Below are 26750 nucleotides of genomic sequence, written 5' to 3'. Positions count from 1 at the left end.
CCATATGAATCTTTCTAATGAGTTGTTTGATCGCTTTTCATTATAGATCTTATGGGACTTTTTTTCTACACAAAAATCGGCTCTATAATATCTATAGGGGGTTACCCACTACAAATATTATAGAGCCAAAATAAGCTTTGTATTATAGAAGACAAGGCTTTTTTTCATCTTGTCAGAATCTATGGCTAAATGGTATAATAAGCGTATAAAACGATTTTGATTATTATAGTGAAAAATTTTTCAAGAATCTATAAAGAGAGTTACTAAAAGAAATCATAATCGAAAAATAATATTCATAAAATGTGGAGTTTTTTATGTTCGAACTAAATATAACAAAGTTAATTATTGTATGTGATGAGAGTACAGTTGGATATGCTAATTACTTACGCCAACTTGTAAGTGCTAATGACGATGAAGAAGACGTAATTATAGGAACTAAAGATGGTGCAATTAAAGTAAGTGTTTGGTTAGAAAAGCATTATTTAGATAATATGTCTACAATATCGTCTAATGAACATGTTTTGTTTATAGGAGAAAATCAAGCTAGTAAAGATGAAATACCAAGTATGACTGTAAAATTTGACCAACTTGGAATGAAATATGGATGGTTAGGCAAGCGTGGTATGATGCTAGTTTCAAGTACTATAGATAACCCAGATAGTTACAATGAATTTATTAATCTCTGTAGTGACTACAAGACTGAGTTTGAACTAATAGAGTTTAAAAAACCACTTCATGAACAAGCACTAGACGCAGCTGTTGGTGTTATGGGTGATATTCCTGATATTATGATGAATGTTGGAAATACATTATTATCTTTCTTGGGACCTGTGCCAGCTATTGCAGCAGATGCAGTTAATGCGGTTGCAGAAGCTACTAAATGGATTACAACAACAGAAGATCAGAGAAAAATTACAGATCAACAATATCGCGCTTTAACATTAATATTATATATGGATGGATTATCTGAGTTCTTGGAGGGATAATGAATGGAAGGCTTTAGAGAAGGATACGAATTCTTTCAAAAGCATGCAGGTAATTTTGCAGGACATACTGCTGGTGTACATTATTTAGACTCTGTAGAATCAGAGATAAAGAAGTTGGTGAATAATCTAAATGAATTTGAATATAATGGTGCACGTATAGATACACTAAAGGGAGATGTTGCTGAGTTTTGGCATGCTGGGACTTTTAATATTAATGCAGCTATTAATTCTTCAAAAAACAGGGTACAAGTTGATCGTAGCCATGACTTTGGCTCTGCTGATATTACAGGAATAAACTTCGATGCTGAATTTGGTTTAAAATATTATAAGGATGGGACAGCAAGTGCAATTCAGCAATCGAAAAGTATTTTAAATCGTTTCAATGAATATAAAGCTCGAGGTGGGAATGATAATCTCGAGAAATATTTAGAAGAACGGGGATTATCAGCTGAAACAGATTTAAATTCTCCAGTTTACGCAGGTCAGTATAGAGTAATTCCATCAGATCAGTTAGAAGAAGCGACTATGTCTTTAGAGCGAAAAATAAGCGAAGATGCTGTAAAGCGACCGGAGCAAGTTTATCGCCGTGAAGAGACTCTAGAATTACTCAGTGATAGAGTTAAAGATAATGAGGGAAATGAATCGATTCCTTTGTCGGAACAGGAAGCACGTGAACTTGCTACTTTGTCTAAGGAGGGTGGAGTAAATCCTGAGGATTTACACTTAACAACTGAAGATCTTATTAAATACATTGATATATTAAAGAAATCATACAAAGCAGGATTAACAGCTGCCACAATATCAATGGTTTTGAAAGTTGTACCGGAAATCTGGAATGCAATAGCTTATTTAATTAAGAATGGATATGTCGATGAAAAACAATTTAAAAAAATAGGTTTTGCAGCACTTACAGGAGCAGGAGAGGGGTTTGTTCGAGGAACGGTATCTGCTGCAATTACCGCAAGTTGTCTGTCTGGTGTGCTTGGAAAGACTTTTAAAAAAGTTAATCCATCAGTAGTAGGTGTAGTGACAGTACTAGTAATGAACTCGATGAAGAGCTCGTATAAAGTATTTACTGGTGAGATGAATAGAAGTGAGATGGTGAACGAGTTAATTAAAGAAATGTTTATTACAACCTGTGCATTTTCAATGGGATTATTAGGAAATGCATATATTAAAATTCCTCTACCTAATTTTCTTTCTAAACTTAATAAAGTTGTCCCTTTAGGATACATGATTGGTAGTTTTGTAGGATCGATAGCTGGTTCTGTAATTTACTCTTCAATATATAATCCAGTACTATCATTTTGTGTCGATTCAGGATTTACTCTATTTGGTTTAGTGGATCAAAATTACGAGTTGCCAGAAGAAGTATTAAAAGAAATAGGAATTGAAGTTTTTGAATATGAAAAGTTTGAATACGAACCGTTTGAATTTGAGAAGTTTGAATACGAGCGATTTGAATATGAACAATTTGAGTATGAGAAACTTCATACGATATTCTTAAGAAGAGGAATTATAGGTGTAAATTGTGTAGGATATTTATAATACTTGGATTGGATGTCTTTTATAAGTACGAGTATATTTATAATTATATAAGACAATTTATTTCTATCCGAAATTATTTTTTTAAGTTAGATAAGTCAATAACTATTAAATGATAAAATAGAAACGCAAAGAAGCCCAAGCCATTGACGATAATGAAGGCTGGTTTTGGTCAGGTAGAAACAGTTATTTTACTGTTAGTCTATGAATTCGACTAATCTATTTTAAAATTTTTGAACCCTTGTATCCGCAAGGGTTTTCTTCTTGCCTTCTTTTTATGGTAAAATATTTTTAATGAAATGGGTATATTCCCTCCAATCTTACAAAAATGTAAGATTAAAGTCTCTTTTGTAAGGTTAGGTTATGGCAAGCGGTCTTTTTTTGATGTAAACTAGACTCATAAAGAACAAAGGAGTAACATCATGAAACAAACCTTACATGAGAAAACAAGAAAACCAAGTCACAAAGATATCGAGCGTGTTCAGCTGGGATGCGCTATGATGCAAGCAACATTTCATTTGATGGGATATTAAGAAAGGAGATTCTCATGACACTTTTAGATGTAAAACACGTTCAAAAAATTTATAAAACTCGTTTTCAGGGCAACCAAGTAGAGGCCCTCAAGGATATTCACTTTACCGTGGAAAAAGGTGACTACGTTGCCATCATGGGTGAGTCTGGTTCTGGTAAATCAACTCTTCTCAATATTCTAGCTATGCTGGATAAACCAACTCGTGGTCAGGTTTACTTAAATGGAACTGACACAGCAACCATTAAAAATTCACAAGCTTCTAGCTTCCGTCGTGAAAAATTAGGCTTTGTCTTCCAAGACTTTAATTTGCTAGATACTCTGTCTGTTAAGGACAATATCTTGCTTCCGCTTGTCTTGTCAAGAAGACCTATTACGGAGATGATGAAGAAATTGGTGGTGACAGCTGAGAATCTTGGTATCAACCAATTGCAAGAGAAATACCCTTACGAGATTTCTGGTGGTCAGAAACAGCGTGTAGCAGTAGCCCGCGCCATCATCACAGAACCTGAAATTCTCCTTGCGGATGAGCCAACAGGGGCCCTTGACTCCAAATCATCTGCAGCCTTACTTGATGTTTTTGATGAAATCAATGAGCGCGGCCAAACCATTCTCATGGTAACCCACTCAACAGCAGCAGCTAGCAGAGCTAAACGTGTACTCTTTATCAAAGACGGCATTCTTTACAATCAAATCTACCGTGGAGAGAAGACAGAGCGTCAGATGTTCCAAGAAATCTCTGATACCTTGACTGTCATGGCAAGCGAGGTGAATTAGTATGTTTCGATTAACCAATAAGTTAGCGGTATCGAACTTGATTAAAAACCGCAAACTCTACTATCCTTTTGCGCTGGCTGTTCTCTTGGCAGTCACTGTCACCTATCTCTTTTACTCTCTAACTTTCAATCCCAAGATTGCAGAAATTCGTGGAGGGGAAACGATTCAAGCTACTCTAGGATTTGGTATGTTTGTCGTCACCCTTGCGTCAGCCATTATCGTCCTCTATGCCAATAGTTTTGTCATGAAAAACCGTTCCAAGGAACTAGGAATTTATGGCATGTTGGGCTTGGAGAAGCGTCACCTGATCAGTATGACCTTTAAGGAGTTAGTGGTATTTGGGATTCTAACTGTTGGAGCAGGTATCGGTATTGGAGCCTTGTTTGACAAGTTGATTTTCGCTTTCCTACTCAAACTGATGAAATTAAAGGTAGAACTAGTCGCTACTTTCCAGATGAAAGTTGTCATTACAGTACTTGTTGTCTTTGGTTTGATTTTCCTAGGTCTCATGTTCCTGAATTCCCTTCGAATTGCCCGTATGAATGCCCTCCAGCTCTCTCGTGAGAAAGCAAGCGGAGAGAAAAAAGGTCGTTTCCTACCTCTCCAAACTATTCTTGGTTCCATAAGTTTAGGGATTGGATATTATCTTTCCCTTACTGTAAAAGATCCTCTTACAGCCTTAACAACTTTCTTCCTAGCTGTTTTGCTGGTTATTTTTGGAACCTATCTCTTGTTCAATGCAGGTATTACCGTTTTCCTCCAAATCTTAAAGAAGAATAAGAAATATTATTACCAGCCCAATAACCTTATCTCAGTGTCCAACTTGATTTTCCGTATGAAGAAAAATGCGGTTGGACTAGCAACTATCGCAATTTTGTCAACAATGGTTTTGGTAACCATGTCAGCAGCTACTAGTATTTTCAATGCCTCAGAATCCTTTAAGAAAGTGATGAATCCGCATGACTTTGGCATTACTGGACAAAATGTTGAAAAAGAAGATTTGGACAAACTCTTGAGCCAGTTTGCAAGTGACAAAGGTTATAGTGTCAAAGAGAAAGAAGTTCTTCGTTACAGTAACTTTGGTATTGCAAATCAAGAAGGAACCAAGTTAACTATTTTTGAAAAAGGACAAAACCGTGTCCAACCTAAAACAGTCTTCATGGTATTTGACCAAAAAGATTATGAAAATATGACTGGTCAAAAGCTTTCTCTATCTGGGAATGAGGTCGGTCTCTTTGCCAAAAATGACGGACTGAAAGGACAGAAAGCTCTAACTCTAAATAACCATCAATTTTCTGTCAAAGAAGAATTTAATACAGATTTTATTGTGAATCATGTCCCAAATCAGTTTAATATTTTTACTACTGATTACAATTACCTTGTTGTTCCTAATTTGCAAGCATTTTTAGACCAATTCCCAGATTCGGCTATCTATAATCAGCTGTACGGTGGTATGAATGTAAATGCCAGCGAAGAAGAACAACTCAAGGTCGCTGACGAGTATGATAAATACCTCGATCAATTTAATGCACAATTAAACACGGAAGGTAGCTATGTTTATGGTAGCAATCTAGCAGATGCTAGTTCTCAGATGAGTGCTCTCTTTGGTGGTGTCTTCTTTATCGGTATTTTCCTATCCATTATCTTTATGGTCGGAACCGTTCTGGTCATCTACTACAAACAAATTTCTGAAGGCTATGAAGACCGTGAACGCTTTATTATCTTGCAGAAAGTTGGTTTAGATCAAAAGCAAATCAAGCAAACCATCAACAAACAGGTTTTAACTGTTTTCTTCCTCCCTTTGCTCTTTGCTTTCCTACACCTAGCCTTTGCCTATCATATGCTTAGCCTGATTCTTAAAGTGATAGGTGTACTGGATGCGACTATGATGTTGACAGTGACCTTGTCTATCTGCGCTATCTTCCTCATCGCCTATGTGCTGATTTTCATGATTACTTCAAGAAGTTATCGCAAGATTGTCCAAATGTAAAAAAAGATACCTCGACTTCAAAATCGAGGTATTTCTTGTCTTCTAAATGCTGAAAAGTTGTCCGAGTAAGAAGGTAACTCCCATGGTCAAGAGACCAATAGCAAGGTTCCGAATCATAGCCGTTTTGGTTGGGGCTTTTCCAAGTCTTGCACTAGTGTAACCAGTGAGAAGAAGGGCCACACCGACGATAAGGACGGTAGCAAGGATGCGGTATTCACTTGGGAAAATGGTAATTGAAAGCATGGGTGGTAAGCTACCAAGGAAAAAAGAAATAAAGCTAGAGATGGCAGCGTGCCAAGGATTGGTAAACTCTTCATACTCTATCCCGTATTTTTCCTCTACCAAAGCCTTGAGTGGATTATTTAAAAAGGCTTTGTTGGTGAGAAGTTGGGCTGATGTTTCACACTCGCCATTTTGAATATAGGCAGCATAGAGGGACTTTTTGGCTAGTTCCATATCTTGGTCTAGCAAGACTTGCTCACGCGCAACGGCCGCTTCCTCAGTATCTTTTTGAGTTGAAACGGACACATATTCTCCACCTGCCATCGAAAAGGCACCGGCCAAAATAGCCGCAAATCCTGATAAAAAGATAATCCAGATATTGCTCGTAGCACTGGCAACCCCAATAACCACACCAGCGATGGAAATAATCCCATCATTAGCACCAAGAACACCCGCACGCAGGATATTTAAACGACCTGCAAAATTTGAATCGATTTCGTGATTTGTTTCTGACATACTATTCTCCTTTTTATCCAGTATAAAGGAAAGAGGTAATGAAATCAATCTTTTAAAAGTATCTGAAAAAAGTTGCACGATTTTAATGAAAAGGGCTTTTCTGTTTAAGTTTTACCATTAAAACATGCTATAATAGTTGCAGAAAGGTTGGTATTTATGGCTAGGATATTGGTTATTGAAGATAATAGTGACATTCAGGAAATTTTGAGAACACTTCTTACTGAGGAGCATGAGGTAATTCAAGCCTTTTCTGGTACAGAAGGAATCATGCGTTTTGACCAAGGTGGGATTGACCTCGTTTTGCTAGATATCATGCTTCCTGGGAAAAATGGGGATCAGGTTTTAAAAGCCATCAGGAAACAAAGTCAAATTCCAGTCATTATGCTAACGGCTTTGAGCGATAAGAAGCTAATCAGTCAATATCTCTTAGACGGTGCCAATGATTACATAGTCAAACCTTTTGATTTGGACGAAGTCTTTGCTAGAGTTACTGTTCAATTACGCCAAAGTGCAGAAAAACAGCCTATGGAAATAGGAAAAACTGAAAATCTGCCACAAAGCTTAAAAAATATCCAGTTTGATGCAGAAAGTTTTGAAATCAAAAATAGCCAGGAGACGATTCGCCTTGCCAAGAAAGAATGCTTGATTCTCCAAACTCTCCTTAAATACCCTAAAAAAATTTTTACAAAAGAAGAACTTTATGAATTGGTCTGGGAGGATAGCTATCTACCTGGAGATAATACCCTCAATACGCATTTGAGTAATCTTCGTAAAAAATTAAACCAGCTTGATCCAAATCAAGAATATATTGAAACCATCTGGGGAGTTGGTGTAAGATTAAAAGGAGACAAGCAATGACCTACATGATAATCTTTATCCTACTGGTACTCCTAATTATTTTATCGATTTCATTGATTCGCTACCATCTAGCACTTAAAAACTTGAGTCAACAGATTGAAGACAAGATTCTCACGGGTAGTATGAAAAGAGTCGGAGTCAACATTTTTTCCAAACATTTTTTACAACTCTACCAGCAGATTGAGAATTTATTTCAAGAAGTGGAACAATCTCGATTGGTTATGAAAAGGGAAAAGCAGACTCTGGATATGGCCATCAGCAATATCGCCCATGATATTCGTACACCTCTGACTATTGCTTCAGGCTACACCCAACAATTGATAAAGTCTCCTGAAGACAAAGCAGAAACCTTACAAAAAATAGCCCAGCATCTTGATTTAGTTTCTAAACGTTTGGAGGCACTCCTAGAATATCGTCGTTTAATGGAAGGAGCTGTCAAACCGAAACTGCAAGAAGTGGATTTTTCAGCTTTTATCACCAAAAAGACTCTGGCTTATTATGATGTTTTTCAGTCGGCAAATATCATGCTTGATTTTAAGGTTGAAACTGGTCTGAAAATGAGGACTGATGAAGACTTGCTGGATCGAATTTTACAAAATCTGCTTGGAAATGTCCTCAAACATGGCAAGGAAGAAGCGCGGCTATCTTTGAGAAAGGAAAAGGAACAGCTTGTCTTAGAGATTGCAAACCTTGTTAAACAGCCCATCAAAAGAATAGAAAATCTCAGCAACCGTTTTTATTCGGAAAATCTATCAGACACGGAAGAATCCTCTGGTTTAGGCCTTTATATCACTGAGGAATTATGTCATCTTCTTGGTGCAGAGATGAAACTAAGCACAGATGGGCAATGGTTGTCGGTTTTCATTTACTTTTAACGAAATAAACCTCCTCTGTAGGCTAGAGGAGGTCATTTTTTATAGACTTTTCTTTTTGAAAACTGCCAATCCACTTAGATTAAAGATTACGATAACAACTAAAGTAACTATAAGGGTATAGAAAATTGATTCACTATTAGCAGTCATAGCATAGAAAAACTGCAATGATAAATATGGCAAAATTTTGATACTTGGGAAGATGAGCATTGGCATAGAAAGGATGATAGAGCTGACCAAATAACCAACAAATACCGCAAGATAAGAATGACTAACATAGAGAATGAAGGAAACAATGGAAAGCCAAGCTAGAAGGCAAAGAAATTGAAGGGAAATGGTTATCAGTAGATTGCCGATAAAGCCATCAGGCATAGTTCCAAATCCATTTAAGATAGTTGCTGGAATAAAGGCAATCACAAGGCTAAGGATAAGTTGTAAGAAAGCGATACTAGCAAGTACAAAGGCTTTGGCAAGGAAAAACTCGGTACGAGAGACACCCACTGTTAAATTATTTTTATAGAGTTTGCCGATTAAATCAACTCCAAGAACGAGGCAGGCTAGAACAATACATAGAAAAACGAGGTTTGAACCTTGACTAGATGCGTTGATCAGGGCTTGTACACCGTCCCAGCCATGGGTTGGAATTTCTGGTTCTTCTGTCTGGATTGCTATCAGATGACCCGTAGCTCCTATACTTGCACCCATTAGCATGAGAGCAAAGAGAATGAACTCTGTAATCCAGAATCCTTTGGAACGGAAAAGACGGTAAAAGTCTGCTTGAATGGTATGTATCATGATTTTCCTCCTATTGGACCAATTGAGTGAAGTATTCTTCTAGGTTTTGACGGGCATAGTAAATCTCGTCAATGGCAACATCTGCCAAGGTTAATTCCTTAAGAATCTGCTTGACATCTTGTTCCTGACCAAAGATATGGATTTCATTTTCAGGGTTCACTACCTTAAACTGGAGCTGGATTTGTTCTTTCAATACTTGACAAGCTTTCTCTTGGTCAGCTGTCTTAAGCACAATGTAATCTTCACTTAGTGTTTCAAATTCAGCTTTGCTGATTTCACGGATAATCTTGCCTTGATCTAAAATACCAAAACGATTAGCTACGAGGTAGAGTTCTGACAAGATATGGCTAGAGATGAGAATGGTGATCCCTTTTTCTTGATTGAGTCGTTGAATCATTAATCGAAATTCTTTGATACCGATTGGGTCGAGACCATTGATAGGTTCATCTAAAATCAGGAAGTCTGGTTTAGATAGAAGGGCAATGGCGATACCAAGTCTTTGCTTCATTCCAAGAGAGAAATCTCGAAAGACTTTTTTACCTGTATCTGACAAGCCTACATAGTCCAGCGTTTCTCGAATGACTTGATCAGCATTTGGAATATGACGAATCATACAGTAATATTTCAGGTTTTGATAGGCTGTTAAGTGATTATGAGCTACAGGTGATTCGATCACTGAACCTACTCGAGATAGAGCCTTGCTCCATTCATTTTCCGAATGGCTAGAGAAGAGGGAAACAGTTCCTTTATCCGCAAACAGTAGCTGCGTAATGATTTTTATCAAGGTGGTTTTCCCAGCTCCGTTTTTCCCGATAAGTCCATAAATATCTCCCTCTCTTATCGTTAGATGAAGATCCTGAAGGATAGCTTGTTTGTCGAAGTTTTTGGACAATCCATGAATGTCAAGTACTGTTTTCATGATTCTCTCCTTTTGATTTATTTTGTTAACTTTAGTATAAAGTATAGAAATCAAAGAAAGCTCAAGCATTTCTAAAGAGTTTCTAAAGTTTTAGGAATTCTTAAATATCAAAACCCAGTTGGTATGAACTGGGCTTCTTTACTATAAAATATATTTCTCAATGGCACGCGCAACGCCGCCTTCTTCGTTGCTGGCTGTAACGGCATCCGCAAGAGATTTGACATAATCGCTGGCATTTCCCATTGCAATACCAAGGCCTGCAAACTGGAGCATTTCGATATCGTTATTGGCATCGCCCATGGCCAAAATTTCTGATGGCTCAATCTTCAAAATTTCAGCTAGTCGAGAAAGAGCAGTAGCCTTTGTTGTTCCAAGTGGCATGGCTTCATAAATAACAGGCTGCGAACGAACACCGCTAAATCGTTGGCAAAGCTCCTCAGCAAAACTCTGCTCAAAATCGTCTGTTTGGCTCTCTGTTCCTAAAAACATACCTTGGAACATACGAAACTTGCCACTGGTTGCTTCTTCAAGAGAAATTTCAGTCAGGTCTGAAAAGACTAGCTTAGCATCATTTTGAATGATTTCATTAGGCTTACCTCCGAGGACAAAATAATGTTCCTCATCAAAAAGAGTCAACTGAACCTCACTCTTTTCAGCTAGGTCATAAAGGTATTCGATGTCAGATGGACTGAGTTCTTGCCAATCAACCAGACTCCAATCACTGGTCTGGTGAGTTGAACAACCGTTGTTAACAATGACATACTCATTCTGGAGGTCAAGTCCCAGTTTTTGATAGTAGGGGAGGACGCCAAAAAGCGGGCGACCCGTACAGAGAACCAGTTTGACACCTTTTTCGATAGCTTGGTGAATAGCAGTAATGTGGGCTTGTGGGATTTCCTTGGCTTCATTGAGGAGGGTTCCGTCCATATCCAAGGCAAGTAGTTTAATCATAAGACTTCCTTTTCTAGGTGTTTTGCTTTTATTATAGCATATAGGCTATAAAATGTCTGACAGAATTGTAACATTTGACTTTTCTTTTCTTGAAAAACAAAGTAAATTCTTATATAATATGTATACTTAATATTTAAGGAGAAATAATGACAAAGTATCAATTTAATTCAATTTACAAAAATGATGAAACAGAGTCTACAGGTCTTCTTTTCATCAAAGTCTACAACAAGTGGGAAAGCAATTTGAAAAGAGTCTTGAAATCAGTTGGCCTCACTTTGCCCCAATTTATCGTTTTAACTTCGCTCTTGTTTTTGTCTAATAGAGAGGAATATGTAACGCAAGTTGATATCGCTCGGTTCACTGGTATGGATGTCATGACGGTTTCCCAGATTGTTAGACTACTGGAGAAGAAAGACTACATTAGACGCGATCAACACCCAATGGATAGTCGGGCAAAACTTGTCTCAGTGACGAAGTCTGGCGCGGAGAAGGTCAATCAAGCTTTACCCTTAGTAGAAGGCGTTGATGAAGAATTTTTTGAAAAACTATCTAACGATAGAGAATGTTTTAATCGCATGTTAGTAGAGTTGGAGGATAAAAATGCCTAGATATTGGGTCGGAGTTGTTTCAAAGAACCATGTTTTAAGAGGAGTTGAGGGAAATTTTTGTCAGGTCTGTCATGGAAAGGGCGGCCCCTTAAATCGTATGAAAAAAGGTGACTATCTTTTATACTATAGTCCAAAATACGATATGAATGGTCAAGATAAGTTACAGGCTTTTGTGGCCGTAGGTAAAATTATAGATGACAAAGCCTATCAAGTAGAGCAATTTGAAGGATTCTTTCCCTTTAGACGAAATGTCGAGTATTATCTACCAGTCAAAGATTGTTCCATAGAAATAGCTAGACAGCATCTTGAATGGAGAGACTATACTTCTCGACTTCGTTATGGACATTTTGAAGTTTCTAAAGACTTTTTCCTCTATATCTTTCATCATATGAAAGTGGATGATGAAGTATGATTGATTTGCTAGTTAAATGATTATCAACAAGAATTTTGGATTTGGACTGTGAAGCGAACTTTGCTATAATAGAGTAAGAAACTTTGATAAACCAAACGAGGCTGAGATGAAATTACTTTATACTGATATTCGGACTTCTTTGACAGAAATCCTAACCAGAGAGGCGGAGGAGCTGATTGCTGCTGGCAAGCGGGTCTTCTACATCGCCCCTAACTCTCTTTCTTTTGAAAAGGAACGCGCCGTGCTGGAATGCTTGTCACAGCAGGCTTCTTTTGCGATTACCGTCACGCGCTTTGCGCAGATGGCTCGTTACCTGATTTTGAATGACCTACCTGTCAAAACCAGTCTAGATGACATCGGTCTTGGGATGGCCTTTTATAAATGCCTTGCCGAACTTGATCCTAAGGATTTACGTGTTTATGGAGCTATCAAGCAGGATCCTCAATTTATCCAGCAGTTGATTGAGCTTTACCATGAGATGACCAAAGCTCAGATGAGTTTTTTGGACTTGGAGAGTTTGACGGATGAGGACAAGAGGGCCGATTTACTCTTGATTTTTGAGAAAGTAACGGCCTATCTTAACCAAGGGCAGTTAGCTCAGGGAAGTCAGTTATCCCATTTGATTGAGGCTATTGAGAATGACAAAGTAAGTAGTGATTTTAGCCAGATTGCCTTAGTCATTGATGGATTTACTCGTTTTTCTGCTGAGGAAGAACGAATTGTGGACCTACTTCATGACAAGGGTGTTGAGATTGTCATTGGAGCTTATGCGAGTAAGAAATCTTATACCAGTCCATTCTCTGAAGGCAATCTCTATCAAGCCAGTGTGGAGTTTCTCCATCATCTAGCCTTTAAATACCAAACACCTGCCCGGGATTATTCTCAAACTCATGAGAAGATGGATAGCTTTGACAAGGCCTCTCGTTTTCTGGAGTCTTCTTATAACTTTTCAGAATTAACATTGGATGTCGATGAGAAGGATTGTGAAAACTTACAAATCTGGTCTTGCTTGACGCAAAAGGAGGAGTTGGAGCTAGTAGCCCGTAGCATTCGTCAGAAATTGCACGAGAACTCAAATCTGAGTTACAAGCATTTTCGTATTCTCTTGGGGGATGTAGCTTCTTATCAATTATCGCTGAAAACCATTTTTGACCAGTATCAGATTCCTTTCTATCTTGGTAGAAGCGAATCCATGGCGCATCATCCCTTGACACAGTTTGTTGAGTCTATTTTGGCTTTAAAACGTTATCGTTTCCGTCAGGAAGATTTGATTAATATCCTCAGAACAGGTTTGTATACCGACCTTAGACAAGCTGATATTGATGCTTTTGAGCAATATATCCGCTATCTTGGTATCAATGGCTTGCCAGCCTTTCAGCAAACCTTTACCAAATCCCACCATGGAAAATTTAATCTGGAACGTTTAAATGCTCTTCGTCTGCGTATTTTAACACCTCTTGAGACTCTTTTTGCAAGCCGAAAACAGAAGGCTGAAAATCTCTTGCAAAAGTGGAACTCTTTTCTAAAAGAAGGAGCTGTGACCAAGCAGTTACAAGATTTGACAGCCACTATGGAAGCTGTAGAACAGGAAAGACAAGCCGAAGTTTGGAAGGCATTCTGTCATGTTTTAGAACAATTTGCGACTGTTTTTGCTGGTTCGCAAGTTAATCTAGAGGACTTTCTGGCCTTGCTCCATTCTGGAATGAGTTTGTCCCAATACCGTACTATTCCAGCGACAGTGGACACCGTTCTGGTGCAGAGTTACGATTTGATTGCGCCTTTGACAGCTGACTTTGTCTATGCCATTGGTCTGACTCAGGACAATTTACCAAAAATTTCTCAAAACACCAGTCTTTTGACAGATGAAGAAAGGCAAAATCTAAACAAAACGACTGAAGAGGGGGCGCAATTGCTGATTGCCAGCAGTGAGAACCTCAAGAAAAATCGCTATACTATGCTTTCTTTGGTCAATTCTGCTCGTAAGCAGTTGGTCTTGTCGGCTCCAAGCCTTTTTAACGAAAGTGAAAGTAAGGAGTCAGCCTATCTTCAAGAACTTGTCCATTTTGGATTTAGTCGGAGAGAGAAGAGGATGAATCACAAAGGGCTGTCTAAGGAGGATATGGGGTCCTATCACAGTCTTTTGTCTAGCCTGGTTGCCTATCACCAGCAGGGCGAGACGAGCGATACTGGGCAAGATTTGACCTTTATTAAGGTACTGGCGCGTGTCATGGGTAAAAAACTAGATCAGCAAGGTCTGGAAAATCCAGCCCTTCCAACAAGCCCAAGCAGTAAGCAGTTGGCTAAGGATACCTTGCAGGCTCTCTATCCAGCTAATCAGGAATTTTACCTGTCTACGTCTGGTTTGACGGAGTTTTACCGTAACCAATACAGTTATTTCCTCCGTTATGTATTAGGCTTACAGGAAGAATTGCGCCTACGTCCAGATGCTCGTAGTCACGGGAATTTCTTGCACCGCATTTTTGAACGTGCCTTGCAGTTGCCTGACGAAGATTCCTTTGACCACCGTCTAGAACAAGCTATTCAAGAAACCAGTCAAGAACGCGAATTTGAAGCAATTTATCAGGAAAGTTTGGAAGCCCAGTTTACCAAGGAAGTTCTACTTGATGTGGCGCGGACAACTGGCCATATTCTCCGACACAATCCAGCCATCGAAACCATCAAAGAGGAAGCGAATTTTGGTGGAAAAGAGCAGGCCTTTATTCAATTGGACAATGGACGCAGTGTCTTTGTACGAGGCAAGGTTGACCGCATTGACCGATTGAAAGCTGATGGAGCGATAGGGGTAGTAGACTACAAGTCCAGTCTGACTCAGTTCCAGTTTCCTCATTTCTTTAATGGGCTTAATTCCCAGCTGCCAACCTATCTAGCTGCCCTAAAAAGAGAAGGGGAGCAGAACTTTTTCGGAGCCATGTACTTGGAAATGGCTGAGCCAGTCCAATCTCTGATGGCCGTTAAAAGTCTGGCTGGAGCAGTAGCAGAAGTCAGCAAATCAATGAAATACCAAGGTCTCTTTTTAGAAAAAGAAAGCAGTCATTTAGGCGAATTTTACAATAAAAACAAGGCCAATCAGCTGACGGATGAGGAATTCCAGCTCCTACTGGACTACAATGCCCATCTTTACAAGAAAGCAGCTGAGAAAATTTTAGCAGGCCAGTTCGCCATCAATCCTTATACAGAAAATGGCAGAAGTATTGCACCGTATGTTCAGCAACATCAAGCCATCACAGGATTTGAAGCCAATTATCACTTTGGTCAAGCTCGCTTCCTAGAAAAGTTGGACTTGGCTGATGGCAAGCGTCTGGTCGGAGAAAAGCTCAAGCAAGCTTGGTTTGAAAAAATAAGAGAGGAGTTGAATCGATGAAGCCCATTCCCTTTTTAACCGAGGAGGAAATTCAAAAACTGCAAGAAGCAGAAGCAAATTCGAGCAAGGAACAGAAGAAAACTGCCGAGCAAATCGAAGCTATCTACACTTCTGGACAGAATATCTTGGTTTCAGCATCGGCTGGTTCTGGTAAAACCTTTGTCATGGCAGAGCGCATTCTAGATCAATTAGCGCGTGGAGTGGAAATCAGTCAACTCTTTATCTCAACCTTTACGGTTAAGGCTGCGACAGAACTTAAAGAACGTTTAGAGAAAAAAATCAGCAAGCAAATCCAAGAAAGCAGCGATGTCGACCTCAAACAACACTTGGGTCGCCAGTTGGCAGACCTACCCAACGCTGCTATCGGAACCATGGACTCTTTCACACAAAAATTCCTTGGTAAACATGGCTATCTGATTGATATTGCACCTAATTTCCGTATTTTACAAAACCAAAGCGAGCAACTCCTTCTAAAAAACGAAGTCTTTCATGAGGTATTTGAAGCCCATTACCAAGGCAAACAGAAAGAGATCTTTAGTCATTTGCTGAAAAATTTTGCAGGGCGTGGCAAGGATGAACGTGGTCTGCGCCAGCAGGTCTACAAAATCTATGACTTCCTCCAATCCACCAGCAATCCTCAGAAATGGCTGAGTGAATCTTTCCTCAAAGGCTTTGAAACAGCTGATTTTACTTGTGAAAAAGAAAAACTGACCCAACAAATCCAGCAAGCCCTTTGGGATTTGGAAAGCTTTTTCCGTTATCATCTGGATAACGATGCCAAGGAGTTTCCAAAAGCTCCCTATCTAGAAAATGTTCAGTTGGTTCTGGATGAAATTGGCTCCCTAAATCAGGAGTCCGATAGTCAGGCTTATCAGGCAGTGCTTGCGCGTGTTGTCGCCATTTCGAAAGAGAAAAATGGTCGGGCTCTGACAAATGCGAGTCGTAAGGCTGATTTGAAACCACTGGCCGATGCCTACAACGAAGAGAGAAAGACCCAGTTTGCTAAACTAGGACAACTGTCAGACCAGATAACCATTCTCGACTATCAAGAACGTTATCATCAAGACACCTGGGAACTAGCTAAGACCTTCCAAACCTTCATGAGTGATTTTGTGGAGGCTTATCGTCAGCGTAAACGTCAGGAAAATGCCTTTGAATTCGCTGATATCAGCCATTATACCATTGAGATTTTAGAGAATTTTCCGCAAGTCCGTGAGGCTTATCAGGAGCGCTTCCATGAAGTCATGGTCGATGAGTATCAGGATACCAACCATATTCAAGAACGGATGCTAGAATTGCTATCTAATGCCCACAATCGCTTTATGGTGGGAGATATCAAGCAGTCTATCTATCGTTTCCGTCAAGCAGATCCGCAGATTTTCAATGAAAAATTCCAACGTTACTCTCAAAATCCCCAAGAAGGCAAGCTGATTCTCCTCAAGGAAAATTTCCGTAGTAGTTCAGAAGTGCTGTCAGCAACCAATGATGTTTTTGAGCGTCTCATGGACCAAGAGGTCGGCGAAATCAACTATGATAACATGCACCAGCTTGTTTTTGCCAATACCAAACTGACTCCCAATCCTGACAACAAGGCAGAGTTTCTCCTCTACGACAAGGATGACATAGGTGAGGAAGAAGAGGATCAGGCAGAAACGAAACTCACTGGTGAGATGCGCTTAGTCATCAAGGAGATTCTGAAACTTCATCAGGAAAAAGATGTTGCCTTTAAAGAAATTGCTCTTCTGACCTCCAGCCGCAGTCGTAATGACCAGATTCTCCTCGCCCTGTCTGAGTACGGGATTCCTGTCAAAACCGACGGAGAGCAAAACAACTATCTCCAATCCCTAGAAGTGCAAGTCATGCTAGACACCCTTCGTGTCATTCACAATCCCCTGCAAGACTATGCCTTGGTTGCTCTTATGAAGTCTCCAATGTTTGGCTTTGATGAGGACGAGCTAGCACGTTTGTCCCTTCAGAAAGCAGAGGATAAAGTCCAGGAAAATCTCTATGAGAAACTAGTCAATGCACAAAAACTGGCTAGCAGCCAGAAAAACTTGATTCACACCGCTCTAGCTGAGAAACTAAAGCAATTCATGAATATCTTGGATTCTTGGCGTTTGTATGCCAAAACTCACTCCCTTTATGACTTGATTTGGAAGATTTACAATGACCGTTTTTACTACGATTATGTTGGAGCTTTGCCAAATGGTCCTGCTAGACAGGCCAATCTCTATGCCCTAGCACTGCGTGCTGATCAATTTGAAAAGAGCAAGTTCAAAGGCTTGTCTCGTTTTATTCGTATGATTGATCAGGTTTTAGAAGCCCAGCACGATTTGGCAAGCGTGGCAGTCGCACCGCCAAAAGATGCAGTAGAGCTCATGACCATCCACAAGAGTAAAGGGCTGGAGTTTCCTTACGCCTTTATCCTCAACATGGATCAAGATTTCAACAAGCAAGACTCTATGTCAGAAGTCATTCTCAGCCGTAAAAATGGGCTTGGTGTCAAATATATTGCCAAAATGAAGACAGGAGCAGTAGAAGAACACTATCCTAAAACCATCAAACTCTCCATTCCTAGTCTGACCTATAGACAGAACGAAGAAGAATTACAGCTGGCAAGCTATTCTGAGCAAATGCGTCTGCTGTATGTTGCCATGACGAGGGCTGAGAAAAAGCTCTATCTTGTCGGCAAGGGTTCTCGTGAAAAGCTGGAATCCAAGGAATACCCAGCAGCTAAAAATGGGAAACTAAATAGTAAAACAAGACTACAAGCAAGGAATTTCCAAGATTGGATGTGGGCTATCAGTAAAGTATTTACCAAGGATCATCTCAACTTTAGCTATCGTTTTGTTGGTGAAGATCAGCTGACTAGAGAAGCTATTGGTCAGTTGGAAAACAAGAGCCCTCTCCAAGATAGCTCCCAAGCAGACAATCGTCAGTCAGAAACCATCAAAGACGCCCTTCAAATGCTAAAAGAGGTGGAAGTCTATAATACTCTTCACCGCGCAGCTATTGAATTGCCAAGTGTTCAAACCCCAAGTCAAATCAAGAAATTCTACGAACCTGTTATGGATATGGAGGGTGTTGAGATTGCAGGTCAAGGCCAGTCAGTAGACAAGAAAATCAACTTTGATTTGCCAGATTTTTCAACCAAAGAAAAGGTAACAGGAGCTGAGATTGGTAGTGCTACCCACGAACTGATGCAGAGAATTGACCTCAGTCAGCGACCAACCCTTGCTAGCCTGACAGAAACTCTCAAACAAGTTCAAACCAGCCCAGGTGTCAGGGACAAGATCAATCTTTCGAAAATTCTTGCATTCTTTGACACAGCTCTCGGTCAGGAAATTCTTGCTAATACCGACCATCTCTATCGCGAGCAACCCTTCTCCATGCTTAAACGAGACCAAAAGAGTCAGGAAGACTTTGTTGTCCGTGGTATCCTTGATGGCTATATTCTTCACGAAGACAAAATTGTTCTGTTCGACTACAAGACAGACCGCTATGATGAGCCAAGTCAACTCATAGACCGTTATCGTGGTCAGTTAGCCCTATACGGAGAGGCTTTATCTCGAGCCTATTCGATTGAAAATATTGACAAATACTTAATTTTACTCGGTAAAGACGAGGTTCAAGTTGTAAAAGTATAATCTAGAAAGGAGACCTCATGACACTTCCAGTTAGAAAATCCCTGCATGATGCGGTTTTACAGGCTTCAAAAGCTGATACTTGGGAACAAGCTACCAAGGAATGGAATGAAGTTTCCTTGATTTTTAACGGTATCGGCCGTAGCAATTGTGTCTGTGGAAATGCTATCAAATATGCTTACGAACTCTTTAACGGTATCACAGGTCAACGCCTCTTTCCGATTGGTAGCGACTGTGTTCGGCATTTTCATCGATTGTCTCTTGACCAGCAACTGGAAGAGGAAGAAAAACTACTCAGAAAGGTTGAAAATCTGACCAGAAAAGCCCAGAAAAAGGAAAAAATCAAGGTCAATAAAAGTGACTTTGACGAGCGTCTTCTAAAGTGGCTCTGGGAAAAAGGTGTTTTTAAACCCAATCGTGGAAATCAGTTCTCGCCTGAGAGAGACTACCAGCTTTTCCTAGAAGTCTTTCAGGGAGGAAGTTGGACCAAGGCGGAGCCAAAGAAAAAGGCTCGGATGGAAGAAGTTCTTGAAAAATGCATCAAACCCTTTTTACTCGGAAAACCAGATGACCAACTCTATCTTGTCAAGCTAGGCAAGGAGAAAATTGACTACGAACAAGAACTTCGTATCCAGGCAGAGAAAGAGCGCAAGAAGAGGGATAAAATCGCCAAACAATATGCAGACAATCTGGTTCTAGCTATGGGCCCAGCAGAGCGTGCCTATCAAGATTACTTTGGCTTTACAGAAACCCTAACTCAAGAAGAACGCAAGTGGGAAAAAATTCTTTTTGGTAAAAATCGAACAGAACGGGCTATCAAGGCTAAACAATACCAAAAAGAGCTGGAAAAAGACCAACGAATTGCTAGTCAGGATCCAATTGAAAGAAAGCAGAAGCAGACCTGGCTCCTCAATTCCTATTTTCGTGAGCTTCCTGAAGAAAAATCCCGCTTTGCTCGACTCTTATTAGAATATCGAAAAAATGGAGAAGTCCCCTTTTCAACTGAATATCTGTCAGACTATCTGCTCGACTTTTTCTATAAAATGAAAGCCTTTGAGTTTGAAATCGCACCAGAACAAGTCCGAGATTTTCTAAAAGAAAGTCTCCAGACAGATCATCTCTCCTCAGCACAAGAAAGCTGGATCGAAGGAATTCTCCTCAACTGCCTCAAACCATTTTTAGAACGATTAGTGATATAAGTAACACCTACCGTGGAAATTTCATGGTAGGTTACATTTTATCCAAAAAGAGAAAATAGGAAATGGCAAACCCTGCTCCTTCGTATTTTATATATAAAACAAAGTATGAAAACGTAACGCAATTTTAAGACTTTTTGGTAAATTAAGAGTATAATTAAAGTGTGGTGCCTTTTTTATAGATAATACGCTAATATATTAAAGGCCTTCGTAAGATAAATATAAATTTTATTTCAAGGAGGAATAATGGAAAAGTATTTTGGTGAAAAACAGCAGCGTTTTTCATTTAGAAAATTATCAGTAGGACTTGTATCTGCGACGATTTCAAGTTTATTTTTTATGTCTGTTTTAGGAAGTTCATCTGTGGATGCTCAAGAGACTAAAGGTGTTCACTATAAATATGTGACAGAGTCAGAGCTATCATCAGATGAGCAGAATAAGCTTATCTATGATATTCCGACATACGTGGAGAATGATGATGAGACTTATTATCTTGTTTATAAATTAAATTCCCAAAATCAACTGGGGGAATTGCCAAATACTGGAAGCAAGAATGATATGCAAACCCTAGTTGCTGGTGCTAGCTTAGCTACTCTGGGGATTTTAATTTTTGCCGTTTCTAAGAAAAAAGTTAAGAATAAAACAGTATTACATTTAGTATTGGTTGCAGGAATAGGAAATGGTGTCCTAATTTCAGCTCATGCTTTAGAAAATAATCTTTTACTGAATTATAATACGGACTATGAATTGACCTCTGGAGAAAAATTACCTCTTCCTAAAGAGATTTCAGGTTATACTTATATTGGATATATCAAAGAGGGAAACATAACTTCTGAATCTAAAGTAAGCAATCAAGAGAAATCAGTATCTAGTCCAACAACTCAACAAAAGGTGGATTATAGTGTTACACCGACTTTTGTAGAACATCCATCAACAGTACAAGCTATTCAGGAACAAACACCTGTTTCTTCAACTAAGCCGACAGAAGTTCAAGTAGTTGAAAAACCTCTTTCTACAGAATTAACGAATCCAAGAAAAGAAGAGAAACAATCTTCAGATTCTCAAGCACAGTTGGCAGAACACAAGAATCTAGAGACGAAGAAAGACGAGAAAGTTTCTCCAAAAGAAAAGACTGGGGTAAATACATTAAATCCACAGGATGAAGTTCTATCAGGTCAGTTGAATAAACCTGAACTCTTATATCGTGACGAAACTATAGAAACAAAAATAGATTTTCAAGAAAAAGTTCAGGAGAATTCTGATTTAGCTGAAGGAACTGTAAGAGTCAAACAAGAAGGTAAATTAGGTAAGAAAGTTGAAATCATAAGAATATTCTCTGTAAACAAGGAAGAAGTTTCTCGAGAAATTGTTTCAACTTCAACAACTGCGCCTGTTACAAGAATAGTCGAAAAAGGTACTAAAAAAGCGCAAGTTATAAAGGAACAACCTGAGACTGTCACAGAACATAAGGACCTACAAGCTGGATCTATTGTTAAACCCGCGGTCCAACCAGAGTTACCAGAGGCTGTAGTAAGTGATAAAGGCGTACCGGAAGTCCAGCCAGCGTTACCGGAAGCAGTCGTAACAGATAAAGGGAAACCTGAAGTTCAACCAGCGTTGCCAGAGGCTGTAATAAGTGATAAAGGAGAACCAGAAGTTCAGCCTGAATTGTCAGCAGCAGTAGTGACAGACAAAGGCGAACCAGAAGTTCATGAAAAACCAGAATATACAGGTGTACAAGCCGGAGCTATTGTTGAACCTGAAAAAGTTGAACCGGAATATGCTGGAGTACAAGCTGGGGCTGTAGTAGAACCAGAGAAGGTAAGTCCGCCAAAAGAGTACACAGGTGTGCAAGCCGGAGCGATAGTCGAGCCAGAAAAAGTGGAACCACCGAAAGAATACACAGGGAAAATTGAATCACCGAAAACAGAGAAGCCTAAACCTGCAGTAGAGTTAAACAATACAACAGAAAACAATAATGTAGAAAAAAATGCTAGTGCACTTCTTCGAATGAATTTTGTTAAAGATAACAAAGCATTATCAGGAACGGGTTCAGCTACTTTTATAGCTCCTAACGTATTGTTGACAGTAGCGCATAATTTTATTAATAATTCTTCAGATAACACTACTGGTGAGTTTAGGGGAGATAAAGCTAAAAACACATATGAATGGCAGTCACCTGATGGACAAAAAGGTTCATTCACTTCAGATGATATTCACTTCTATAATCAAAAAGATTATCCAAAAGGCTTTATCTACGATTTAGCAGTTATTAAATTACCTGAATCTACTAGAAGACAGTATGCCAACTTAGTAGAAAATTACTCGAAAGTAAATGTTAATGACAAACTAAATGTTCATGGATATCCTGCTGGGCAGTATACTCACTTAAAAGATACTACTGTAGAAATGGAACAAAAATACGCTAATAATACTTATGGTGTCCAATACCAAGGTGGAAAAGCTGGTATGAGTGGTGGAGGAATCTTTAACTCTAAAGGAGAAGTCATTGGTATACACCAAAATGGAGCTGAAAATCGTTCAGGAGGATTGATTTTATCTCCAACACAATTAGCTTGGATTAGAAGTATTATAAACGGTAAAGAAATTACACCTAAATATGATGCTCTTGAACGTCATAAAGATGAGAAAAAAGATGACACTAAAGAAGAGAAAGAAATTGTTAAAAAATTAGAACTTAGAAATATTTCTTCTGTTGAACTATATTCGAAAGAAGGAGATAAGTATCGTCATGTAACTTCACTTTCAAGTGTGCCAAACATCTCTTCAAATTACTTTATGAAAGTTAAGTCAGAGAATTTTAAGGATGTAATGCTTCCAGTTGAAAGTATTACTAATGATAATAAAGATAATAGAGAAGTCTATAAAATAGTGGCTCGCGTAAATAATTTGATACAACATGAAAATGATAGAGTATTAGATAATTATACATACTACCTACCTAAGACGGTAAGTAGTGAAAATGGTGTTTATACATCATTTAAAAATCTTGTAGATGATATGAATAGTAACCCACATGGTACATTTCGTCTAGGGGCGACTATGGATGCTCGTGAAGTAGAACTTTTGGAAGGTCAAGAAAGTTATATTAATCACGAATTTAGTGGTACATTAATAGGTTCAAACAAGGATAAGAACTATGCTGTATATAACCTGAAAAAACCGTTATTTAACGTTTTAAATCATGCTAATATTCGAGATCTTTCAATAAAAGAAGCAAATGTTTCTTCTAAAGAAGATGCTGCTACAATAGCGAAAGAAGCGAAAAATGGTACTAACATTACTAATGTTCACTCATCTGGTGTAATTGCTGGTGAACGTGGCATTGGTGGTTTAGTTTCACAAGTTACAGATTCTAAAATCTTGAATAGTAGTTATACTGGTAGAATAACTAATACTTATGACACAAAGGCTACTTATCAAATAGGTGGTTTAGTTGGTAAACTTTCAGGAGCTAGAGCTTCAATTGATAGATCAGTTTCGTCTATTGATATGGCGACAAATGCTAATCAAGGAGACCAAATTGTTGGTGGTATAGCGGGAGTTGTTGATGATAGAGCGACAATCAGTAATAGCTATGTTGAAGGTAATGTTAATAATGTGAAACATTTTGGTAAAGTTGGTGGAGTCGTTGGTAATCTTTGGGATAATTCAGGAGAAGTTGAAAATTCAGGTCGACTATCTGATGTGCTAAGTGATGTTAATGTTACTAATGGGAACGCTATAGTTGGTTATGATTTTAATGGTATTAAAGCATTTAAGACATATAGTAATAAAAATAATAAAGTAGTAAATGTAGTTCAAGTGGACGATGAACTTGTAACTAAAGATTCAGATGTACAAAGAGGTACGATATTAGAATCTGACAAAGTGAATGCTAAAAAAGTTGAGTTAGTTTCTAAACAAAGTACTAAAGTAGAAGACTTCAATTTCTCTTCTAGATATGTAACTGACTATAGAAATCTTGAAAATGCCGATTCATCAAAAGAACAAGTTTATAAAAATATTGAAAAATTATTACCATTCTATAATAGAGAAACAATAGTTAAGTACGGGAATTTAGTAGAGACTAGTAGTAATCTTTACAAAAAAGAATTATTATCAGTAGTTCCTATGAAAGATAAAGAAATAATTAGTGATGTTAACGGAAGTAAATCAAGTATAAATAAACTATTACTATATTACACGGACAATACATCAGAAACGATAAATATACAATATCAAAGTGATTTTTCAAATGTAGCAGAGTATAGTTTGAATGGTACAAAATTAATTTACACACCAAATACATTACTTCGAAATTATAAAAATATTTTAGATGAAGTATTACCAGAATTAAATAAAGTAGAATATAAATCAGATGCAATTAGAAAAGTATTAGATATTTCTAAAGGTATTAGTTTAACAGAGTTATATCTAGATGAACAATTCGACAAAACAAAAGCAAACATTGAAGATAGTTTATCAAAACTTCTTTCTGCTGACGCGGCAATAGCTGAAAATAGTAATTCAATAATTGATAATTATGTAATAGAAAAAATTAAGAATAATAAAGAAGCGTTACTTCTAGGTTTAACTTATCTAGAACGTTGGTATAATTTTAAATATGATAATGCAAGTGCTAAAGATTTAGTTATGTATCACTTGGATTTCTTCGGTAAATCAAATAGTTCAGCCTTAGATAATGTTATTGAACTAGGTAAGTCTGGCTTTAACAATTTATTAGCGAAAAATAATGTAATTACTTATAATGTATTATTAGCGAAAAATTATGGAACTGAAAGTTTATTTAAAGCATTAGAAGGATATAGAAAAGTATTTTTACCAAAAACTTCTAACAACGAGTGGTTTAAAAAACAAACAAAAGCTTATATAGTAGAAGAAAAATCTACGATTAAAGAGGTAAGTGATAAACAATCAATAGCAGGTAGTCCATATTCTATTGGTGTATATGATAGATTAACTAGCCCATCATGGAAATATCAAAGTATGGTGTTGCCGTTATTAACACTACCTGAAAAATCTGTGTTTATGATAGCGAATATCTCTACTATTGGATTTGGTGCATATGATAGATATAGAAGTAAAGAATATCCTAAGGGAGAAAAATTAAATAAATTTGTTGAAGAGAATGCACAAGCAGCGGCTAAACGATTTAGAGACCATTATGATTATTGGTATAAAATTCTAGATAATGAAAATAAAGAAAAATTATTTAGAAGTATCCCAGTATATGATGCATTTAGATTTGGAAATGATGAAGATAATAAGTTACAAGAAGCTAACTTTGAAACTAATCATCCAGCAATAAAACATTTCTTTGGTCCAGCAGGTAATAATGTAGTTCACAATGCTAATGGTGCATATGCAACAGGGGACGCATTCTACTATATGGCTTATCGTATGCTTGATAAATCTGGTGCGGTAACATATACGCATGAAATGACGCATAACTCAGATAGAGAAATTTATCTTGGTGGCTATGGTCGAAGAAGTGGCTTGGGACCAGAGTTCTTCGCAAAAGGCTTATTGCAAGCACCAGACCATCCAAATGACGCAACCATCACCATCAACTCGATCTTGAAACATTTAAAATCGGATAGCAAAGAAGGAGAACGATTACAAATACTCGATCCAACTACGAGATTTAATAGTGCAGATGATTTGAAGCAATATGTCCACAATATGTTTGATGTTGTCTATATGTTGGAATATCTTGAAGGACAATCAATCATTCAACATTTATCTAATTCAGAGAAAATGACTGCACTGAGAAAAATTGAGAATGTATTCGTCAAGGATCCAGATGGAAATAACGTATATGCAACAAATGTTGTCAGAGATCTAACAGTAGAAGAAGCTAAAAAACTACGTTCATTCAATGATTTGATTGATAATAATATTATTTCGTCTAGGGAATATGCGTCAAAAACATACGAAAGAAATGGCTATTTTACTATAAAACTATTTGCGCCGATTTATGCAGCATTAAGTAATGATGACGGAACGCCAGGTGATCTAATGGGACGTCGTATGGCATATGAACTATTAGCTGCTAAAGGCTTTAAAGATGGTATGGTACCATATATTTCAAATCAATTTGAACCCGATGCTAGGGAAAATAATAAAACGATTAGCTCATATGGTAAAACAAAAGGGTTAGTGACAGATAAATTGGTACTTCAGAAATTATTTAATGGACAATACCACACTTGGAGTGATTTTAAAAAAGCTATGTATACAGAGCGTCAAACTAAGTTCAATAAATTGAACAAAGTTACCTTTAATGATACAACACAGCCATGGACTTCCTTTGCAAGAAAAACTACTAGTAGGATAGAGGATTTACAGAGTTTAATGGATATTGCTGTCCGTCAGGATGCAGAAGGAACTCATTGGGATAACTATAATCCAGAGACTGACAGTGCGGTTCATAAGTTGAAGAGAGCGATTTTTAAAGCTTATCTTGACCAAACCGATGATTTTAGAAGTTCAATTTTTGATAATAAAAAATAGTATTTACTATT

General features: G+C 38.0%; 16 protein-coding genes. 12 read left to right on the top strand and 4 right to left on the bottom strand.

The features are described from left to right. Positions 1-314: 314 nt before the first annotated feature. From QM818_RS00860 to QM818_RS00845, 4 genes are all read left to right on the top strand, one after another. A complete protein-coding gene (locus QM818_RS00860; protein WP_125443171.1) occupies positions 315-986 on the top strand; it encodes a hypothetical protein in 672 nt (223 codons plus the stop codon). A 3-nt stretch (positions 987-989) separates the two neighbouring features. Continuing rightward, positions 990-2534 carry a hypothetical protein gene (locus tag QM818_RS00855; RefSeq protein ID WP_261080765.1) on the top strand — a complete coding sequence of 515 codons (1545 nt, stop codon included), beginning with the start codon at positions 990-992 and terminating at the stop codon, positions 2532-2534. Positions 2535-3078: 544 nt separating this feature from the next. Next, the gene (locus QM818_RS00850) at positions 3079-3837 is read left to right on the top strand and encodes an ABC transporter ATP-binding protein (protein ID WP_000173372.1); all 759 of its coding nucleotides are present in this window, start codon (positions 3079-3081) and stop codon (positions 3835-3837) included. 1 nt (position 3838) lies between these two features. After that, positions 3839-5827, top strand: a complete 1989-nt coding sequence (locus tag QM818_RS00845; RefSeq protein ID WP_265473211.1) for an ABC transporter permease — start codon at positions 3839-3841, stop codon at positions 5825-5827. Positions 5828-5869: 42 nt separating this feature from the next. Here QM818_RS00845 and QM818_RS00840 read toward each other — a convergent pair whose 3' ends face one another. Next, positions 5870-6565 carry a VIT1/CCC1 transporter family protein gene (locus QM818_RS00840; RefSeq protein WP_229294928.1) on the bottom strand — a complete coding sequence of 232 codons (696 nt, stop codon included), beginning with the start codon at positions 6563-6565 and terminating at the stop codon, positions 5870-5872. A 156-nt stretch (positions 6566-6721) separates the two neighbouring features. Between QM818_RS00840 and QM818_RS00835 the strand changes: the two genes are divergently transcribed. Both QM818_RS00835 and QM818_RS00830 read left to right on the top strand, forming a co-directional pair. Beyond that, on the top strand, positions 6722-7423 hold the full coding sequence (locus QM818_RS00835) for a response regulator transcription factor (protein ID WP_414299792.1): 702 nt from the start codon (positions 6722-6724) through the stop codon (positions 7421-7423). Next, positions 7420-8298 carry a sensor histidine kinase gene (locus tag QM818_RS00830; RefSeq protein WP_414299791.1) on the top strand — a complete coding sequence of 293 codons (879 nt, stop codon included), beginning with the start codon at positions 7420-7422 and terminating at the stop codon, positions 8296-8298. The genes QM818_RS00835 and QM818_RS00830 overlap by 4 nt, the downstream gene beginning before the upstream one ends. A gap of 39 nt (positions 8299-8337) precedes the next feature. On the opposite strand, the gene QM818_RS00825 is transcribed toward QM818_RS00830, so the two are convergent. The 3 genes from QM818_RS00825 to QM818_RS00815 form a co-directional block, all read right to left on the bottom strand. Further along, the gene (locus tag QM818_RS00825; RefSeq protein WP_265473214.1) at positions 8338-9090 is read right to left on the bottom strand and encodes an ABC transporter permease; all 753 of its coding nucleotides are present in this window, start codon (positions 9088-9090) and stop codon (positions 8338-8340) included. A 10-nt stretch (positions 9091-9100) separates the two neighbouring features. Continuing rightward, on the bottom strand, positions 9101-10009 hold the full coding sequence (locus QM818_RS00820; RefSeq protein ID WP_265473215.1) for an ATP-binding cassette domain-containing protein: 909 nt from the start codon (positions 10007-10009) through the stop codon (positions 9101-9103). 141 nt (positions 10010-10150) lie between these two features. Further along, positions 10151-10960, bottom strand: a complete 810-nt coding sequence (locus QM818_RS00815; RefSeq protein WP_265473216.1) for a Cof-type HAD-IIB family hydrolase — start codon at positions 10958-10960, stop codon at positions 10151-10153. Between the two features lie 146 nt (positions 10961-11106). Here QM818_RS00815 and QM818_RS00810 point away from each other — a divergent pair, with 146 nt between their 5' ends. The 6 genes from QM818_RS00810 to zmpA all read left to right on the top strand — a co-directional run bounded on the left by QM818_RS00810 (position 11107) and on the right by zmpA (position 26739). Further along, a complete protein-coding gene (locus QM818_RS00810) occupies positions 11107-11568 on the top strand; it encodes a MarR family winged helix-turn-helix transcriptional regulator (protein ID WP_265473217.1) in 462 nt (153 codons plus the stop codon). After that, entirely contained in the window at positions 11561-11980 is a 420-nt protein-coding gene (locus tag QM818_RS00805; protein WP_001138487.1) for an EVE domain-containing protein, read from the top strand. Before QM818_RS00810 ends, QM818_RS00805 begins: the two co-directional genes overlap by 8 nt. A gap of 106 nt (positions 11981-12086) precedes the next feature. After that, positions 12087-15362 (top strand): ATP-dependent nuclease subunit B, encoded by a 3276-nt coding sequence (gene rexB / locus QM818_RS00800; RefSeq protein ID WP_000772314.1) that lies wholly within the window; start codon positions 12087-12089, stop codon positions 15360-15362. Continuing rightward, positions 15359-19009 (top strand): helicase-exonuclease AddAB subunit AddA, encoded by a 3651-nt coding sequence (gene addA, locus QM818_RS00795; RefSeq protein WP_414299790.1) that lies wholly within the window; start codon positions 15359-15361, stop codon positions 19007-19009. The genes rexB and addA overlap by 4 nt, the downstream gene beginning before the upstream one ends. 17 nt (positions 19010-19026) lie before the next feature. Next, positions 19027-20205, top strand: coding sequence for a hypothetical protein (locus QM818_RS00790; protein ID WP_414299789.1), 1179 nt, complete (start codon positions 19027-19029; stop codon positions 20203-20205). 243 nt (positions 20206-20448) lie between these two features. Further along, entirely contained in the window at positions 20449-26739 is a 6291-nt protein-coding gene (zmpA, locus tag QM818_RS00785; RefSeq protein ID WP_414299788.1) for a zinc metalloprotease A, read from the top strand. The last annotated feature ends 11 nt before the right edge of the window (positions 26740-26750 follow it).

The organism is Streptococcus mitis, from assembly GCF_047464035.1.
In the GTDB taxonomy this organism is placed as follows: Bacteria; Bacillota; Bacilli; order Lactobacillales; family Streptococcaceae; genus Streptococcus; species Streptococcus mitis_DX.
Note: the sequence above shows the minus strand (reverse complement) of the source record. Positions and strands in the feature narration are given on the sequence as shown.

Coding starts and splice junctions, on each gene's coding strand:
- QM818_RS00860 (WP_125443171.1), top strand. CDS start 315: ATGTTCGAACTAAATATAACAAAGTTAATTATTGTATGTGATGAGAGT.
- QM818_RS00855 (WP_261080765.1), top strand. CDS start 990: ATGGAAGGCTTTAGAGAAGGATACGAATTCTTTCAAAAGCATGCAGGT.
- QM818_RS00850 (WP_000173372.1), top strand. CDS start 3,079: ATGACACTTTTAGATGTAAAACACGTTCAAAAAATTTATAAAACTCGT.
- QM818_RS00845 (WP_265473211.1), top strand. CDS start 3,839: ATGTTTCGATTAACCAATAAGTTAGCGGTATCGAACTTGATTAAAAAC.
- QM818_RS00840 (WP_229294928.1), bottom strand. CDS start 6,565: ATGTCAGAAACAAATCACGAAATCGATTCAAATTTTGCAGGTCGTTTA.
- QM818_RS00835 (WP_414299792.1), top strand. CDS start 6,722: ATGGCTAGGATATTGGTTATTGAAGATAATAGTGACATTCAGGAAATT.
- QM818_RS00830 (WP_414299791.1), top strand. CDS start 7,420: ATGACCTACATGATAATCTTTATCCTACTGGTACTCCTAATTATTTTA.
- QM818_RS00825 (WP_265473214.1), bottom strand. CDS start 9,090: ATGATACATACCATTCAAGCAGACTTTTACCGTCTTTTCCGTTCCAAA.
- QM818_RS00820 (WP_265473215.1), bottom strand. CDS start 10,009: ATGAAAACAGTACTTGACATTCATGGATTGTCCAAAAACTTCGACAAA.
- QM818_RS00815 (WP_265473216.1), bottom strand. CDS start 10,960: ATGATTAAACTACTTGCCTTGGATATGGACGGAACCCTCCTCAATGAA.
- QM818_RS00810 (WP_265473217.1), top strand. CDS start 11,107: ATGACAAAGTATCAATTTAATTCAATTTACAAAAATGATGAAACAGAG.
- QM818_RS00805 (WP_001138487.1), top strand. CDS start 11,561: ATGCCTAGATATTGGGTCGGAGTTGTTTCAAAGAACCATGTTTTAAGA.
- rexB (WP_000772314.1), top strand. CDS start 12,087: ATGAAATTACTTTATACTGATATTCGGACTTCTTTGACAGAAATCCTA.
- addA (WP_414299790.1), top strand. CDS start 15,359: ATGAAGCCCATTCCCTTTTTAACCGAGGAGGAAATTCAAAAACTGCAA.
- QM818_RS00790 (WP_414299789.1), top strand. CDS start 19,027: ATGACACTTCCAGTTAGAAAATCCCTGCATGATGCGGTTTTACAGGCT.
- zmpA (WP_414299788.1), top strand. CDS start 20,449: ATGGAAAAGTATTTTGGTGAAAAACAGCAGCGTTTTTCATTTAGAAAA.